The organism is Novosphingobium sp. PhB55 (assembly GCF_004368805.1).
Taxonomy (GTDB): Bacteria; Pseudomonadota; Alphaproteobacteria; order Sphingomonadales; family Sphingomonadaceae; genus Novosphingobium.
Map to the genome: position 1 here is coordinate 1 of NZ_SODQ01000014.1, position 15,308 is coordinate 15,308.

The 15,308-nt window shown below is 56.4% G+C and carries 14 protein-coding genes and 3 pseudogenes; 7 read left to right on the forward strand and 10 right to left on the reverse strand.

The annotated features are described in order from the left end of the window. Positions 1 to 68 precede the first annotated feature (68 nt). From EDF57_RS24115 to EDF57_RS24145, 7 genes and pseudogenes are all read right to left on the reverse strand, one after another. A pseudogene (locus tag EDF57_RS24115) lies at positions 69 to 1,107 on the reverse strand (IS5 family transposase). 479 nt (positions 1,108 to 1,586) lie between these two features. Further along, positions 1,587 to 2,708, reverse strand: coding sequence for a polysaccharide biosynthesis/export family protein (locus tag EDF57_RS24120; RefSeq protein ID WP_134096212.1), 1,122 nt, complete (start codon positions 2,706 to 2,708; stop codon positions 1,587 to 1,589). A gap of 162 nt (positions 2,709 to 2,870) precedes the next feature. Then, on the reverse strand, positions 2,871 to 3,518 hold the full coding sequence (locus EDF57_RS24125) for an ABC transporter ATP-binding protein (RefSeq protein ID WP_134096252.1): 648 nt from the start codon (positions 3,516 to 3,518) through the stop codon (positions 2,871 to 2,873). Continuing rightward, a complete protein-coding gene (locus EDF57_RS24130) occupies positions 3,518 to 4,297 on the reverse strand; it encodes an ABC transporter permease (protein ID WP_134096213.1) in 780 nt (259 codons plus the stop codon). Before EDF57_RS24130 ends, EDF57_RS24125 begins: the two co-directional genes overlap by 1 nt. Then, complete coding sequence (locus EDF57_RS24135; RefSeq protein ID WP_243841278.1) at positions 4,297 to 5,418, reverse strand: capsule biosynthesis protein; 1,122 nt, start codon at positions 5,416 to 5,418, stop codon at positions 4,297 to 4,299. The genes EDF57_RS24130 and EDF57_RS24135 overlap by 1 nt, the downstream gene beginning before the upstream one ends. Before the next feature lie 175 nt (positions 5,419 to 5,593). Then, positions 5,594 to 7,051, reverse strand: coding sequence for a class I SAM-dependent methyltransferase (locus tag EDF57_RS24140; RefSeq protein WP_134096214.1), 1,458 nt, complete (start codon positions 7,049 to 7,051; stop codon positions 5,594 to 5,596). A gap of 303 nt (positions 7,052 to 7,354) precedes the next feature. Beyond that, positions 7,355 to 7,606, reverse strand: a pseudogene (locus tag EDF57_RS24145) (transposase domain-containing protein); the annotation flags it as partial. A gap of 235 nt (positions 7,607 to 7,841) precedes the next feature. Between EDF57_RS24145 and EDF57_RS24150 the strand changes: the two are divergent. The 6 genes and pseudogenes from EDF57_RS24150 (at position 7,842) to EDF57_RS24170 (ending at position 11,169) form a co-directional block, all read left to right on the forward strand. Continuing rightward, positions 7,842 to 8,444 (forward strand): transposase, encoded by a 603-nt coding sequence (locus EDF57_RS24150; protein WP_166675386.1) that lies wholly within the window; start codon positions 7,842 to 7,844, stop codon positions 8,442 to 8,444. A gap of 68 nt (positions 8,445 to 8,512) precedes the next feature. After that, positions 8,513 to 8,671 (forward strand): hypothetical protein, encoded by a 159-nt coding sequence (locus tag EDF57_RS26125; protein WP_243841279.1) that lies wholly within the window; start codon positions 8,513 to 8,515, stop codon positions 8,669 to 8,671. Beyond that, positions 8,668 to 9,021, forward strand: a complete 354-nt coding sequence (gene tnpB, locus EDF57_RS24160) for an IS66 family insertion sequence element accessory protein TnpB (RefSeq protein ID WP_134096216.1) — start codon at positions 8,668 to 8,670, stop codon at positions 9,019 to 9,021. Before EDF57_RS26125 ends, tnpB begins: the two co-directional genes overlap by 4 nt. Positions 9,022 to 9,304: 283 nt before the next feature. Beyond that, positions 9,305 to 10,108, forward strand: a pseudogene (locus tag EDF57_RS24165) (IS66 family transposase); the annotation flags it as partial. 1 nt (position 10,109) lies between these two features. Beyond that, positions 10,110 to 10,724, forward strand: coding sequence for a transposase (locus tag EDF57_RS26255; RefSeq protein WP_279587458.1), 615 nt, complete (start codon positions 10,110 to 10,112; stop codon positions 10,722 to 10,724). Positions 10,725 to 10,854: 130 nt separating this feature from the next. Continuing rightward, positions 10,855 to 11,169 (forward strand): hypothetical protein, encoded by a 315-nt coding sequence (locus EDF57_RS24170; RefSeq protein ID WP_134096217.1) that lies wholly within the window; start codon positions 10,855 to 10,857, stop codon positions 11,167 to 11,169. 345 nt (positions 11,170 to 11,514) lie between these two features. Here EDF57_RS24170 and EDF57_RS24175 read toward each other — a convergent pair whose 3' ends face one another. Then, positions 11,515 to 11,943, reverse strand: coding sequence for a lysozyme inhibitor LprI family protein (locus EDF57_RS24175; protein WP_208324951.1), 429 nt, complete (start codon positions 11,941 to 11,943; stop codon positions 11,515 to 11,517). Between the two features lie 535 nt (positions 11,944 to 12,478). On the opposite strand from EDF57_RS24175, the gene EDF57_RS24185 reads away from it, so the two are divergent. Next, positions 12,479 to 12,715, forward strand: coding sequence for a hypothetical protein (locus tag EDF57_RS24185; protein ID WP_134096219.1), 237 nt, complete (start codon positions 12,479 to 12,481; stop codon positions 12,713 to 12,715). 348 nt (positions 12,716 to 13,063) lie between these two features. Here EDF57_RS24185 and EDF57_RS24190 read toward each other — a convergent pair whose 3' ends face one another. Further along, positions 13,064 to 13,912 carry a WcbI family polysaccharide biosynthesis putative acetyltransferase gene (locus tag EDF57_RS24190; protein ID WP_134096220.1) on the reverse strand — a complete coding sequence of 283 codons (849 nt, stop codon included), beginning with the start codon at positions 13,910 to 13,912 and terminating at the stop codon, positions 13,064 to 13,066. Between the two features lie 5 nt (positions 13,913 to 13,917). Continuing rightward, positions 13,918 to 15,003: a GSCFA domain-containing protein gene (locus EDF57_RS24195; protein ID WP_347876969.1), complete on the reverse strand. Its 1,086-nt coding sequence runs from the start codon at positions 15,001 to 15,003 to the stop codon at positions 13,918 to 13,920. Between the last annotated feature and the right edge of the window lie 305 nt (positions 15,004 to 15,308).

Genomic DNA, 15,308 nt, shown 5'->3' on the forward strand with positions numbered 1-15,308 from the left:
TAATGATCCGTGCCCATGCGGTTCGGGCAGGAAGTACAAGCGCTGCTGCGCAGCCTAAGCGGTTAGCGTCAAGGCCGGGTTCCGTCGGCGCTTACACCGATCTTTGCCTTGGCACGCTCTATGCCGATGGTACGGATGAACAGGCCCATTCGGTGCTTCTGGGTGGCGAAGACATGCTCGACGGCGGAACGGACCCTGGACCGGGCGGCATTGGCGCGCTGGCGCTGCCCGGGGAGCGGCTTGCCCGGCGCTCTGCGGAAGTGGATCTTCGAGATGAGCCCGGCGCGCAGGATGGCGCGTTCATTTTTCTGGCTGCGATAGGCCGTGTCTGCCCAGATTGCGCTGCCGGTGTTGGCCGGATCGATCAATTCCGGCAATTCCCGGCCGTCGTAACGGGCGGCGTCACTGGCCGACCAGGTACGAATGAAGCCATGGAGCTGGTCGATGCCGATATGCGACTTGTACCCGAACATGGGCGTGGCGATTTCCGCCAGGAGTTTTCCATCCGCCCCCCTTCTTGCGCCGCCCCCGCTTGAGCGTCCAGCGCGCATCACGGTCTTTCTGTGCGAGCCTCGCCGGCTTCGCCGCCCAGGCCTTGGGAATGCCGCCGTCCCTGACAATGGCGCGCTTCTCGTCGGTCATGCGTTGGCGCGGAGCCGAGATGATGCTGGCATCCACGATCTGCCCGCCCATGGCCAGATAACTCAGCGACTGAGGTGAGCGTCGAACCGAGCGAACAACGTCTCGATCGCATCGGCCCGAACCAGAGCTTCGCGAAAACGCCAGATCGTCGTCTCGTCCGGTGTGTTATCGCCATCGTCGAGCCCCAGGAAGCGACCGAAGTTGCGGCGGTCCAGGATCTGGAACTCGGCTTGCGCGTCCGACAAACCGTAGAGTGTCTGCAGGATCAGCGTCTTGAACATCATGACTGCGTCAAGCGGCGGGCGACCGCCCCCTGCTACCATCAGAACGCTGCAAGGCCGCATCCAGCGCGGGCCGGAATATCTCGAAGTCGATCAGACCGGCCAGCTTCTCCAGCGGATCGCCCGCCGCGGACAAGGCTGCATACCGCTCGTCGAGATCGAAAAAGCCACGCTGTGCCGACACTTCACGGCTCCATCGCTCAGCTCGATGGAATCACAATCCCGCACACACCGCCATAGGTAAATCAGGGTGTCCAGATCATTCTTGATGGCCACTGGATCAAGGACCTTACGGTATCTTCCCCCGCCTCGGCGGGGGAAGATACCGACCATCTCTCGCCCACATAACTCGGTAACAATTTTTGGTGAGGCAATGCGGGGGCAAACCCTCAGTTCGGTTGACAGACAGGATTGATCGTCGCTCTTCAGGTGTCCATCGCCGCCACCGCTCTGGCCCCGACAACATTTTTATCCGGCTTATCACCGCTCCTAAGCGCGCTCGTAAGACTGGTCCTTAGCCCAGCAAGGCGGGCCTCGCCGGATGAATACGGAGTTGCCGCGCTACTGACATATCCACCATACCCCGAGGGCCCAAGGTGCCAGAACCCAACAATTACAGATCAGATCCCGTTATTCCCCTTTTCTAAGCGAAATCTATCCGATTTAATTGCCAACGTTGTTCGCGACGCTTGTCACGGTGACGATCGGAGCAAAGAGCTGGCTGATCATCTGGATCAACTTACGAGGCTGATTAGCAGCGGCGCTCCCGAAGTATATTATGTCATTATTTTTCAAGTGAAAATTCTGCGCTAAGAAGTAGGAACCTGTTTTCATCATGTTAACATGATAAACAACCGGCTTCATAAACCCATCCGGTCCTTGCTCATAGCGAAAGAGAAAAACAGCTGCCGGGTCGCCGGAGTTGTCGCTCGGCCCCCCTGAAGTCGCTATAGCCTCCAGCAAGCTCATGCTCGATCGACTGAACGGAACGTGTTGGACGTGACCAGAAGCCCCCAGCACGGAAAACAGCAAGGGATCTTGGACAACGGTCAGCCTGTCTCCTGGATAAGCTTGACCATCGGCGCGTGTATTCTCGAGGACTTCGTCTAGACGCACTTCATCGACTTGTCCACCGCGGCTCACGCGCAGGGCTAAGTCCTTAGCATTTCCCCGGTAACCACCTGATAGAGCGAGTACATCAGAAAAACGCTCTTGATTTGTATCAAGAACAAGGCGGCCGGGCCGCATCACCTCCCCTCCCACGATAACAGAGTTCGTGATCACCTGCTGCCGGGATACTAGGACTTGCGGGTTTTCGGAGAGGCCGCGCAAAGACCGCCGGATCTGATCTTGCACCTCTCCAACGGTTTTACCTATCACATGCAGAGATCCCGCGAAAGGCACGACGATGTCACCGTTATCATCCACGCGAATTAGCGGCAAGGCCTGTACTGAGGCCCCTGGCTCAAACGCTGGCCCTGCCATTGTCTGGACGGCATTCGCTCCAAATAGCGGAACACCAGCTTCATAAATATTAATGGCGAGGATATCACCCGGGCCCACCATGTCTGTGGGCGGCGCGGCACGATCGGGGAATATCCATCTAGTCTTTTCGGAACGCGCCGGGATGACGCTTGCGTTATTGACCTCTACTATCACGATAGACTGGCCGTCGGCGGTGGCCGACTCCTCGACTTGCGCGCCAGTGGGCCCGCTCCTGGGCAACGTGGAACAGCCCCCCAGAAGACAGGCAGCAGCAAAAACGAATAACTTTCTGTGTTGCATATATACCACGTTCTCTTGACGTCGCTTCTCTTGGTCGCGCTCTGACCGTAAGGCTCGGCTCGGGCATGGAAAGTCCATACTTCCGGCTCAAGGATTACTCGTTACCGCAAAACGAAATGTGAATAATATAAAGAGGCTGCCTCGCGCTTCTCAAAACTCAAATTACAATTTGGTGTAAACATCCAAACCTTCGGCGACGTTGTCGTATAATGTGGCATGCCCCCCGTTTATAACGACAGCTCGATTGCAATAATTTTTGACGAAATCTGTGCTATGTGACGCAAGTAGTAGCGCCTTATCCTTGCGCTTCTCAAAAAACTCCGAATGGCATTTCTTTTGAAAGTTTTTGTCACCAACCATGATAACTTCGTCGATCAAATAGCATTCGAAGTCGATCGCAAGCGTCAGCGCGAAGGCTAGCCTGGCACGCATACCGGAGGAGTAATTCTTAACCGGCATACGAAGTTGATTACCGAGTTCCGTGAACTCTTCCACAAATTCGCGCATCGCCACGTAGGGCTTATCATATATGCGCGCAATAAAGCGCGCATTGTCGTAGCCTGTCATACTCCCTTGGAACCCACCAGTGAAACCAAGAGGCCATGAACAGCTCATCTTTCGAATGACTTTACCGGACGTCGGCATTTCAACACCGCCGATCAATTTGATCAATGTGCTTTTACCGGCTCCATTCCTCCCGAGTAGAGCAATTTTATCATCTCGATTTATGGTCAAATTCACGCCTCGCAACACTGTCTTGCGAGCGTGGCCGATACGATACTCTTTATGAATGTTCTCGCAGGTAATCATTAGACGGCCAGTATCTTCCGCACGCGGCGGCATAGAATTAGACCAATTGTCAGGCAAACAAGCGAGACCGACAGCGCAAGCGTTATGTCATAATATGGCGTCACCGCCGCTCCAAAAAGGCCAGCGCGCATCAATTCCATACCGCTAACCATGGGTGACCACATCAGGTAAGATCCTGCTGTTGGACCGAGCCATGAGGTCATGTTGAAAGTTCCCGAAAATGGAATAGCGATGTATGTGCTTACAGGGACCAGCTTTTCAACCACCTCCGATACTTCCGATAGTGGGGCGAGGACCAAACTGATAGAAAGCACGAAAAGCACGTAAATCCCCCAACCTAACAGTAGAGAACTCACGTCCGCCGGCACGGGGAAAAGATCGAAGTAGCAAAGTACAGCACCAATAAAGACATAAGCCATCATCGCTCCAATAGCTTCGATGACCACACGGGTGATGACAAAGTCCAGAATCTTTATTTGCCTGTGATAGAGCAGCGCGCCATTCGCGACAAATATACACGCTGACTTGCTGAATGCATGCCGCATAAACGTCAATGGTATGTACCCGCTCGCGACGAACGCCACCACGCTGATCCCGTGGCTTTCGGGCCCTTTCATGAAAGTCCAGACAATGCCAACAAGGCCTGCAAACAACAAGGGTTCGGCCATAAGCCAAAGGAAACCAATGTTCTCACGACCAAAACGTGTCGTGAGCTCCCGAATCATCAGGGCTTTAAGGACAAGGAACTGAATCCTTAGCGCTGCTTTGAAGCGTTCCATCAATCGTCCGGAGCGTGTTCGAGAATGCCAACCACAAGCATCCATCCGACCAGATAGAGGCAAAGGCTTGCAAAAAGGACAGTTACAATCTGCTTCATCCGATTCGGGAGCATCGCTTCGTCTGGCGTGTTCGCTTCTACTATCCGCTCAAGGTAGTATTGCTGCTTCACAGCATCAGCGCGTGCCTGTTCCAAAGACGCATTCGCCGCTGTAAGCATCTGAGTCGCAAATTCCTGCTCCACAGTCAGGGCTTCATAGCCACTCAGTTTAGAGGCAATGCCTGAGGGCGTACCCACAGCCCGTCCGGACTGCGCGGCAATTTGTTGCGAGAGCGCTGCAATTCGTTGCTTCAAAGCCGGAATGGACGGGTGATTCGGCGCCGCTTTTCGGATTTCGAACAATTTAGCATTGAGTGCAGCTTGCTGGGCTATCAGACCATTGGAAACCTCGAGCACACCCAAACCCTGCTGCTGCGGATCCAATAATTCTGAGTTATTGCGATACTGGCTCAGTTCAATTCGAGCTTTGCGAACCCGCATCTGAGCTTCATTAACACGAGTCCGCGCCTCAGCAATTTCCTTCGCATTTGCTCGTTCATTCAGCCGGTTTACGAGAGCTTCACTCAGATTAAGCAGTCTTTGGTTAAGCGCCTGCGCCTCGTGTGGGTCGAAAGCCTTCACAGTAAGAACAGTTGTACCGGACTCAACGTTCGTTGCAGCACCGACCATTGACTGATAATAGCGGTAAAGAGCTTCAAAGCTATCATCGTCGAATGAGCCGGGATAGCGGCTAAGCCAATCCGCTTTCTCAGACATAAAGATGTCGCGGACGTCTATTCTCTTCGATAACGCCTGCAGCGCGTCACGTGACTGGATATAGTCGACGATTTCTCTCGCTTGATCCTGCCCGGACGACAGACCGGCTGTCTGTATGAGGCCAGACAACGCCGACGGCATCGCGCTTTGTTTTTGCCCCGAAGTTTTGACGACAAAACGCGACTCCGAGACATATACGTCCGAAGCTATCATGCCGTAATAGATACTGGCTATTAGGGTTGGGACGCCCACGAACAGCACGAACCAACGCCAGCGCTTTAAGCCTTCTATGATCTTGCGGCCCATTCCATCATCCTTAGAAGGAGATTGGACAAGGGTATTACTCTGCATATCCAAACTAAGAATTCCTCCGAACGAGAACCGGCCCAACCATAAGGTTGGGCCGGTTCTCTGGACTGGCCACCGGACCGAATGGACGCCATCGATCAGATAATCAAGATCGAACTAGCTCGATTTCGACCTAGCGCACAAGCTTCCGTCCCTCCTGCATGCCGTGAAGAATATAATGATGCACGGGGTTGACCCGTTCGGCAGCCACATCTGGGTAAAGTTTCAGATAAGCCTCTGCATCAAATAACGCGTGAGCACGTAAGGACCGCTGCTGTTGGCGTTGCACCCATGATGGGGACATAAACGCCCACCAAAAAGGTCGTCGCGACAACACCATTATAACCTCCGCCAGCCACTTTCTATGTTCGGTTTCCAGAAGATGGGATTGCTCTGCCTTATCCAAGAGCTTTATGAGCGCGGCAACTTCCTCAAATCGTTTCGAGATACTGACTTCGGCAGCATCCAACGAGTCTGCCAATTTCTTCTGTTCGGCTCGCGATTGGTTCAACGCATTCTGTAAGCCATCTATCTCGAACTTATCGCTGGAAATTTTCTCAGCTTGCTCCTGCCGAATACCTTCCAGTTCGGAAATCGACGCGCGCAATCTTTTTATTTGACGGCCGAGGGTTTCGTGCGACCGTAGTTTAGAAGCCAATTCGTCAGCACGGCGAGTTTGACGTTCCGCATTCTGTTGAGCCAACCGCCGTTCGCCAGCGAGTTGAAACACCCAAGAGTTAGCGTCATCTAGCCTATTTTGCAGGATTTCTAGTTTCTGCGCTTTGGCCCCCACATTTGCCAGTTCACTTCGCGTCTGCTCGATTTCTTCCTCGCGCTGACGCAGCGTACTTTCCAAAATGGCAATCCTCGCTTGCCGATCGGCTGCAGCCTTGCCGGAAACAGCCTCACTGTCGCTAATTTGGACCTTGAGAGTTTCGAGTTTCTCTTCGGCCGCGGCCAGGAGCTCCATGTCTTCCGTAAAATCCTTGGGATTCCGCGGACTGCGCTCACCAGGGATCCAAACGTTAGTACCGACAAATTGGGTGTGAAGTCTTTTCGCCGGCAAGCTTACGTCGCTGCCACTCCTCCGAAACACAGCAACGAAGTCGTTCCACATGTCTCCAACTCGGGGCGCCGTAAAACTCTCCACCAACGTAACATCATAGTTCTGGCTTTTCGCCCACCGCTGGAGGGCATGTCCAGAATCCGGGTAGAAACGCCAATGATCTTCCGGATATCGATGAACTTTACCGTTGGAGGGCGCATTAATGTAAAGATAACCGCCCTCACGAACGACCTTAATGAGTTCCAAAAACGTCATCCAAAACGCCGGGTCGTGTTCAAACACAGAAGACGCAATGACTAAATCGAATGATTTCTCGTCGAAAGGCAGGGGTTCACCCGGTTCAACGACAACATCAACGCTCTTGCCTTCCGACAAGTCAACGCCGACGTAAGTCCCATGGTCCGGAGCGAACTGCCGGAGAGATCCGTTTACATCGAGCGCACCGATTTCAAGAATACGCGGCTTCGGACTGTCCGCATAGATCTCAATCGCCAGGCGACCAATTTCCAACGCCGTGTCGTGCATGCCGTGCCTCAACTCTCTTTAATATCCGAAAAAAGATCGACCGAAATCGTCGGATTACCACGTCCTATCAGTCGCTGTGCCTATCGTAGTTCGCTTTACGCCGAACGCCAAGGTGTAGCGCGAAAACAGGACGAAGATTGCGCGTCAATCAGGACGAGAATGCGATTGTCGCGACACGGCAATTAGTGCCTGTTTTGATCATCGCTGGCAAGGTCACCGTTCTCACCCAGATTGTCGGGGTTTATACCCCGAAGACAGCAGCATCAACGTAGCCATCCGGTGAAAGCCACGGCGTAGCTCGGATCAGATGGCGGTCGGGCGCTGTGCTGGTTGCCAATTCCAGGGCATTAGCTGATCGAGCTGTCGGGCCGGATGCTCAGCAATGCGAGCGAGTACATCGGCGAGCCAAGCCTGCGGATCGACGTCGTTCAGCCGGGCAGTTTGGATCAAGGTGTAGAGGACGGCAGCCCGCTCGCTGCCACGATCGGAGCCGCAGAACAGCCAGGCCTTCCTGCCGAGTGGCACGCAGCGCAGCGCACGTTCGGCGGCGTTGTTAAAGGGCATAGCGGTTCTGGCGCTTCGATTCGGTAGCGCGAACTGCTCCATCGGAGTAGCTTGCTCCGTCCGGGATAGGGGCGTCGGGAGCACGAAACGGTGGCAGGCCGTCCTTACCATGAGCTGCGAGCTCGCGTTGTTACTTGGCCGCCCCTACGACTTGCCCGGCTGCGCTGCGAGCGCGGATCCGTAGATGTCGTGCAAGCCACTGGCTCCCACAGTTGGAGTGTACAACATGAAGATCATCGGAATGGATATTCATCGATCGTTCGCGCAGGTGGCGATTCTTGAGAGTGGCACGGTCATCAAACAACTTCGCGTCGATCTTACTCATGAACCGCTTGTTGCCTTCGCCAAGACCCTCAGCCTCGAGGATGAGGTCGTGATTGAGGTGACTGGGAACAGCGCCGCCGTAGAGCGACTCATGCGACCGTACGTCAAGCGTGTCGTCGTCGCGAATCCCAGGCTCGTTCGCGCTATCGCCTACGCGCGCGTTAAAACCGACAAGATCGACGCCATAACCTTGGCAAAGCTCCATGCGGCGGGCTTCATACCGGAGGTCTGGGTGGCTGACGAGGACACTCACCGCAGCCGTCGCCGTGTCGCTGAACGAGCGGGCGTGCTGGCGCAGCTCGTTCGGATCAAAGGCCGGATGAAAGCCATTCTCCACGCAAACCTGATCCCTCCCTACAAAGGCCACCTCTTCGGCAAGGCGGGACAACGATGGCTTGACAGCTTGCCGCTTCCAGAGGAGGAGTTTGGGCTGCTGCGTCGCTTGATGATAGAAATGGAGCGGATATCAACGCAGCTGGCGGAAATCCCTATGGCGCGATTATAACGACGGAGCCTGTGGCTGCGCCGGCGGTGCCGGAGCCCCAGAAGGCGCCGCGAGGTGTTTCGTCGCCGATGCCGTCAGTGCCGGAAGAACTGATCCGTCCGCATCCCGGTGCCCGCCCCGGCGCAATAGACATAGACCTGCCCAGCGGCGTTCGTCTGTCGGTGGACAGCTACGTGAACGAGAAGGCGCTGGCCCGCGTGCTGCGCGCATTCCGGCATGTCTCGTGATTTCGCTGGCTCCCGGAACGAAGGTCTACTTGGCAAGCAAGCCGGTCAGCATGAGGCTCGGCTTCGATGGGCTGGCGGCGTTGGTCCGCCCGCTGTTCGCGGTCGAGCCCTACGGCGGGCATGTCTTCCTTTTCCGCAGCAAGAGCGGCAATTACCTGAAGGCTCTGCACTGGGATGGGAGCGGGCTTTGTCTGTTCGCCAAGCGCCTGGAACGCAGCCGTTTCATCTGGCCGCCGCTCATCGAGGGCGGCGTCGTGCTGACCCCGGCGCAGTTCGCGTTGCTGATCGAAGCCATGGATTGGCGGCGCACCGTAGCCCCCGATCCGCCCCGTCTGCCGGTGCAGGTTTGACGCGACAATCGCCGCATTTCCGGGCTTTCTGCTTGGGTAGAAGGGCGGATTCTGCTATCGGGAAGCGTGTCTCCCATCGATCTCGAACTCCCTGCCGATCCTGCAGAACCGCGCTTTTGCCGAGGCGATGCGCGCACGTCTGGCGGCTTCGGAGCAGGCGCTGGAGGCCGAACGGGCGGCCCATGACGAGACCCGAGGGAAGCTCGAGAACGCCCAGAACTCGATCAAGCTGACGGCGCTGCAGATCGAGAAGTTCAAGGTCCAACTGGCCCGCCTCCGGCGCATGAAGTTTGGCCGGTCCTCGGAGCGACTTGCGCTCCAAGCCGATCAACTCGAACTGACGCTGGAGGATCTCGAGGCCGAGCATGCCCATGCCGAGTGTGTGATCGAGGGGCATGCGCCCGAAGATTCTCCGACCAAGGCTGCCCCTCGCAAGCCTCGCCGTGCACCATTGCCCGACCATCTTCGTCGCGATGAGGTTATGCACGCAGCGCCGGATGCCGACGGCTGTTCCGCCTGTGGGGGCTCGATGGGCAAGCTCGGCGAGGACGTGATCGAAGTGCTGGAATATGTCCCCGGCCGCTTCCGCGTCGTCCGTCACGTTCGACCCAAGCTTTCCTGCAACCGCTGCGATGCGATCAGTCAGGCACCAACGCCGGCGCTCCCCGTGCCGCGTGGCCGCGCTGGTCCTGGCCTGCTCGCCCACGTTATCGTTTCCAAGTTCGCCGATCATCTGCCGCTGTACCGCCAGTCACAGATCTACGCCCGTGAGGGCGTGGAGATCAGCCGCTCGACGATGGCGAACTGGCTCGGCCAGGCAAGCTGGCTGCTACAGCCGCTGGTCGATCGGATCGCCGATCACGTCATGGCCAGCATAAAGCTCCATGCCGATGACACACCCGTTCCGGTGCTGGCGCCGGGGACCGGGAAGACGGCAACTGGGCGGCTATGGGTGTACCTGCGCGATAACCGACGATGGACCCATCTGGACAAGCCGGCTGCGCTGTTCCGCTACAGTCCAGATCGCAAAGGCGAGCGACCGCGCGAGCATCTCAAAACCTTTGCGGGCTTCCTGCAGGCGGATGCCTATGCTGGGTTCGAGCGCCTATACGCGAGTGACCGCCAAGCCTGCGCCAATCACGCCCGTTGCCTGCTGGGCCCATGCCCGGCGCAAGCTGAACGATGTCTACAAGGCGGACCCGAACTCGGTCGCGCTCCAGGGGCTGCAGATGATCGGCGAGCTTTACGATGTCGAGCGGCAGATCGGGTGCGAACCGGCGGATTTCCGTCGCAAGGCTCGCAAGCTCTCAAAGCTCAAGGCGCTGGATTTCTTTGCCTGGGCTGACGATGTGCTGTCCAGGGCCTCGGCCCGGTCGCCACTGGCCGAGGCCCTGCGCTATGCCATGAAGCTGAAGCCGCAGCTGCTCATCTACACCGACAACGGCAGGCTGGAGATCGACAATAATCCGGCAGAGAATGCCCTCCGGGGTATTTGCCTCGGCCGCAAAAATTGGCTTTTCGCAGGTGCCGACTGTGGTGGCGAGCGTGCTGCTGTCATAAATTCACTGCTGGAAACGGCCCAGCTCAATGGCGTCAACCCGCAGGAATGGTTGGCCGATGTGCTCGACAGAATCGGCAAGGGCCACCCGATCAATCGGATCGACAAACTGTTGCCTTGGAACTGGACCACGCCGCAGGCGTGAACGCGCTTTTTGGGTAGTTTGCTGCCGTGGGTAAGGGAGTTGCAATGTCTCCTAGTGCTCCTTTCGCGTGAATTGCGATTTCAATTCATGGAGAACGGCGTAGACTTGAAGGGCGGGATAGGAGTGTGCAGTGAAAAACGTAGGTTTCTTGGCATTTGTAGCAATTGCGCTTAGTTTTTCTTCCCCGGCAATCGCAGTGCCACCACCTCCACCGTCGCCCGGTACACTTACAGCTGCGCAATCCGTTATTGCTTCCCTCACTAAGAAAGACTTTGACGGCTACAGCCGGGTCCTTACGGACGACTTTGTAGCTCGAAAGTCATCGGACAGTGAGCCAATCGACCGTGCGACCTGGTTGCGCGAGATGAAAGTCGCGTTCGATAACCCAGCTTTCGTCGTGACCATCACTCATGTTTTTCAGGGAGCAACAACCGTTGACGGCTAACATCGTTCACAGGTGATGCTCGTAGAGCGGGTTGGCAATTTCGGATCGCGCGATGGCGTGCCGAGCGATTGCTGCGCATACTATCTTACCGAAACACTCACACTGGACGGTGACAAAATCTCGCGGATTGATCGGTCTACATTGTTTTGGAGCGAGCTATCCATAACAGGCGGCAGAACTGATTTGCGTTGATCGAATATGGCAGCAATGAGGCCTATCCGGCCAGGCTGCATCTCTTCTCGAGCGGCGGGCACCGGACGGACGGCTATAGAGCGCAGCACTCGCCGCCCGAAATGGCGAAAACGGGTGGAGAGCCGTCGGACAGGTGTCAGCCGACAATAAGCCTTAGCCGCCAAACTTTTCGACCCTCCACCAATATGCCGCTTTAAGGTCGTCTATGCGATGGCGTGTCACGGCTTCCAGACAGGCGGGGTAAGTCGCAAGACCGCCAGTGCCGCCCTCGTAAAGATCGCGCTCAGCGGCGCATGTCTGGTCCCGATACATGAGCCAAGTGCGCTCGGCACTTTGGAGTTTTTGACGGTCGCGTCCTGCAAGAACTCCTAAGATTCGTTGATAGATGGCTTTCAGATCAGCATCCGCTTTTTGGGCAGCGAGATTGAAGCAGTTGGACTGGTCGGCACCCGTACCCGCTGACCTACAGGAAGAATCGACCGCATTCATGTGCTGCGCGTGGGCAGGCGCCCCCGCGCCAAGCGAGGCCAATATTACCACCAGTGGAAGCAGATAAGTCGAGTTCATCGCTGTTTTACTCATGCTTGCAGTGGCCGCTTATAGGCAGCGGGCCCGTAGATTGAAACAGCTGGAAGGGGCGAGGTGGAATGGCGTAAATTGGCGCTTTGGGGCGTTTCTGCCGCCAACGGTCCCGGGCGGACGCTTACGGTCGATCACCTCATCGGCAAGGCGGGGCCCACCGGATGGGTACGCATCAACAGAGATCAGAGCGTCTTTTGTATCGGTCCTTTTGTCGACCCGGTTGGTATAAACGATGTGCCGAGGTAGGACGCAATCGTGCTATATGATTTTCAGCAGACCTCCGCGCCTCCCGCGGAACAGGTGAGGATCCCCGTTAGGTGGGTTGCGGCCAAAGCTCTTCTGGACCAGCACGACAAGCGCGGCCATCCCCTTCCTCGTATCCGTGCCCGTGGCAATCCATCTGCGGGCACGCCCTAGAACCGGAGTCACGTGAGAAACGCCAAACAACGAAAGAGGTCGAGTGTATCCGCAGCTTGGCGCTGGAAGCTCCATCAAGACCGCTGTGTCTCTGATCGGCGCTGCGAATTAATCCGGCTTGGTCGAAACTTCGGCGAACTGGATCGCCAACGACGGCGCTTCAGGCGCTGCACTGATCAATATCCGTCGCCACCTACATCGACGAAACAATGACATCCGCAGCGCGGACAGCTTCTGCGATCGCCGCGCCGAGCGCCATGGACGGTTGCCCCAGCGCCAGTTTCTCACCCAAATTTCATTTTCGCCACCTTTGCGCCGGAAAAAACAGTTACCTGACAGGCTGCACATCCCCTAGTCATGTGGCAAACCTCTAAAACCACATCCGTCAGCGACGCAGGACCTTCCCCGGATGCGTACTGCTCGGCCCGCGCCAGTAGCAGACCGCCACGATCCGAGGTCAGCCGTTAGACCGTATGCCCTCGAATGTTGCACTCATTTTCTCTTGCCCGATGACTGGCAAGGAAAACCGGGGGGCCTAACCTCGCTGTCGGCCGTCGCTGCGGGGCTTTTCTATCCTGACTAAGATAGTGTCGCCAACCAAATCTCGTTACGGCTCCCCCCTTAAACGCACGTAAGCCGCCCGGTCATTCCGAATTCAGTGAATAGTAGAGGCTAGGCGATCTCTGTGCCCGATCGTTCGAACTTACAGTAACATTCTAATGTGCTCAACTTGCTTCGTAAATTCTGGAAAGGGCTTGAGATGATCCACCTGCAGGGTGGCGTACAGCGAAAAACACCGCTCAATATATTCCTTTAGCCCCATTGATCGGTAATCTCCGGCACGCCGAAACTCGTATCCGCCATTAACCCCTACGGATTCTCCGACCTCTGGGTAGACGGCGAAGACTGCGCTGTTGGCCAAATTGTCGTGGGGAATCAGGTCGGACCTATGTGGAGTCCGATCCACCGACAGCAGCAGCGCCGATGCCATGTCGTATAGCGGCTTAATACGAGGGTGGTTGTACGAATACATGAAAGAAGTAGTACGCCCCCAGTCCCGGAAGTAGGGCCGGATGTTTACGCCGACAGCATCGAAGTCCGCCAGCAAGCGATCGCGCTCTCTAGACCAGACCTCGAAATATCCGCACTGCTCGAAGAAGGCGCCGGTGAAGTACGCGATTGTGTTCGCCGCGTTGATGCCTTGAAGGTAGCAGGCGAATGCGATTGCCGAATGATAGTGGCTAATCGGACCGCTTAGCGGTTTGGCACGATTAAAGATGTAGATCAGATCAGGGTGGTAACCTCGGAACGTAATGATCGGCAGCTCAACATGCTTGCCAATTCGATCGACCTTAGCATTCGGCACCTCCTGTCTAGCAGGCGGGTAGATGAGCAACCGTTCAAAGTTGCGCATGCTCAGATTGGCCCGCCAAGGCCTTGCTTTGAACTTGCCTGGATCAAGCGGTGTGATCGCGACGTCCGGAGCTTGTGCCTGAAGGCAGTTTGCCAGACCTACCGTCTGGCAATTCGACATGACCAGCCAGCGCTCCACTTAAGTTAGTCCCTTGCCAAATTTAGAATTTTTTCATCACAAATCACTTGGCGGCTCGTCGTATAATCCTCAATCTCCCATGGCGTCGCATAACAGCTGCCGCCGTCTGCAGTATAGTTGCGCATGAAGCAACGCATCGCGTGCGCAACGCCGAGCGAATTCACTTCCCGGTGATCTGATTGGTAATAGAGACCGCCGGCAGAGCTGTTCGTGATGATTTCGTAAGACGGGAAATAGTCGACCCAGTCGTGATCTCGGATCGTCATATCCGCCGCGACGCGCAGGACGGACTTGCTGTAGGCGTTAGATGCCAGGACCGAACGATCCTCATACGTAGCGATGAGCGGCACCGGAGATACGGTCAACAAGGCCTTGGCAGTAGGGTTGATCGCGTGGAACTTGGCGAGGAAATCACGCAACGCGCAATAGGTCTCTTCGACGGAGAAATTAACAAATTCGTGACGGTTTGAATCGAATGCGCCCCCCAGCACACCTGGCGCGGCGGAGAATACGGTGCCGTCGTCGCGCGACCGCCATGCTTCGGTCAGCCCCAGCGTGAAGATGAACACGTCCGCTTGCTCGAACATCCGCCTGACACATTTAAGATGCAGAGCGCGGTCGCGTGCCACGCAGTCGGGCGTGGCAAAGCCGCCTGGTTCGACCTGCTGCCGCAGGGCGTCAACATATCTGCCGTCGGGCCGCAGCCATGCCTCAGACGAGGTACCCCGCTCACCGAACGCTTCCTCAAATAGCTGCAACAGCTGCATCGTGGTGTAGATGTTGCCGAAACGAGCTGGGAACACGCCATAGTTAGCCCTTGTCCGTTCTTCGGCCGACAGATCAGCCCGCTCCTCGGTCACTAGGTATCTGTATCCTGAGCGACGTATACGACGGGAGATATGCTGGGCAAAGCAGCTGCCAGCGGTTGCGACCGCGTCGTCCTTGCCTACGGTGAAGCGCGCGTGCGTTACCGGATCTATTAGATGTGCCTCGACAGCGGAGACCGACCGCTTCCAGAACTGGTAAGGTGGCACATCGCTATAAGGGTGCCGCAGCTCTGGATGATGCATGTTTATCCCATATGTTGCCATTACCGCGGATCCGCGCAACGGGTGCGCTAACTAGTTCGCTTCTAACCTATAAAATGGAAACTTGCACGTTTCTCGTATCACTGTGGAGCTGTTGCAAGGTAGGACGACGACACAGACGTAGGCACATAGGGTTCTAATTGGGCGCTGCGGCAAGTCAAAACGGCTGTCTATGCGCAAGCTGTCTCACAAATGCGATCACCTCATGAGCAGTAGCGGTCAGGCGCGGCTCGTCGAAGTTTACCCGGAGACGCCGATATCGACAATCTACTGTCATTCAACTTCGAAAGTGCCACCCGCCCCGCCGG

Bases quoted from the DNA above. Each gene is read 5' to 3' on its own strand.
- EDF57_RS24120 (WP_134096212.1), bottom strand. From the start codon at position 2,708: ATGCAACACAGAAAGTTATTCGTTTTTGCTGCTGCCTGTCTTCTGGGG.
- EDF57_RS24125 (WP_134096252.1), bottom strand. From the start codon at position 3,518: ATGATTACCTGCGAGAACATTCATAAAGAGTATCGTATCGGCCACGCT.
- EDF57_RS24130 (WP_134096213.1), bottom strand. From the start codon at position 4,297: ATGGAACGCTTCAAAGCAGCGCTAAGGATTCAGTTCCTTGTCCTTAAA.
- EDF57_RS24135 (WP_243841278.1), bottom strand. From the start codon at position 5,418: ATGGGCCGCAAGATCATAGAAGGCTTAAAGCGCTGGCGTTGGTTCGTG.
- EDF57_RS24140 (WP_134096214.1), bottom strand. From the start codon at position 7,051: ATGCACGACACGGCGTTGGAAATTGGTCGCCTGGCGATTGAGATCTAT.
- EDF57_RS24150 (WP_166675386.1), top strand. From the start codon at position 7,842: ATGAAGATCATCGGAATGGATATTCATCGATCGTTCGCGCAGGTGGCG.
- EDF57_RS26125 (WP_243841279.1), top strand. From the start codon at position 8,513: ATGCCGTCAGTGCCGGAAGAACTGATCCGTCCGCATCCCGGTGCCCGC.
- EDF57_RS26255 (WP_279587458.1), top strand. From the start codon at position 10,110: ATGCTGGGTTCGAGCGCCTATACGCGAGTGACCGCCAAGCCTGCGCCA.
- EDF57_RS24175 (WP_208324951.1), bottom strand. From the start codon at position 11,943: ATGAGTAAAACAGCGATGAACTCGACTTATCTGCTTCCACTGGTGGTA.
- EDF57_RS24195 (WP_347876969.1), bottom strand. From the start codon at position 15,003: ATGGCAACATATGGGATAAACATGCATCATCCAGAGCTGCGGCACCCT.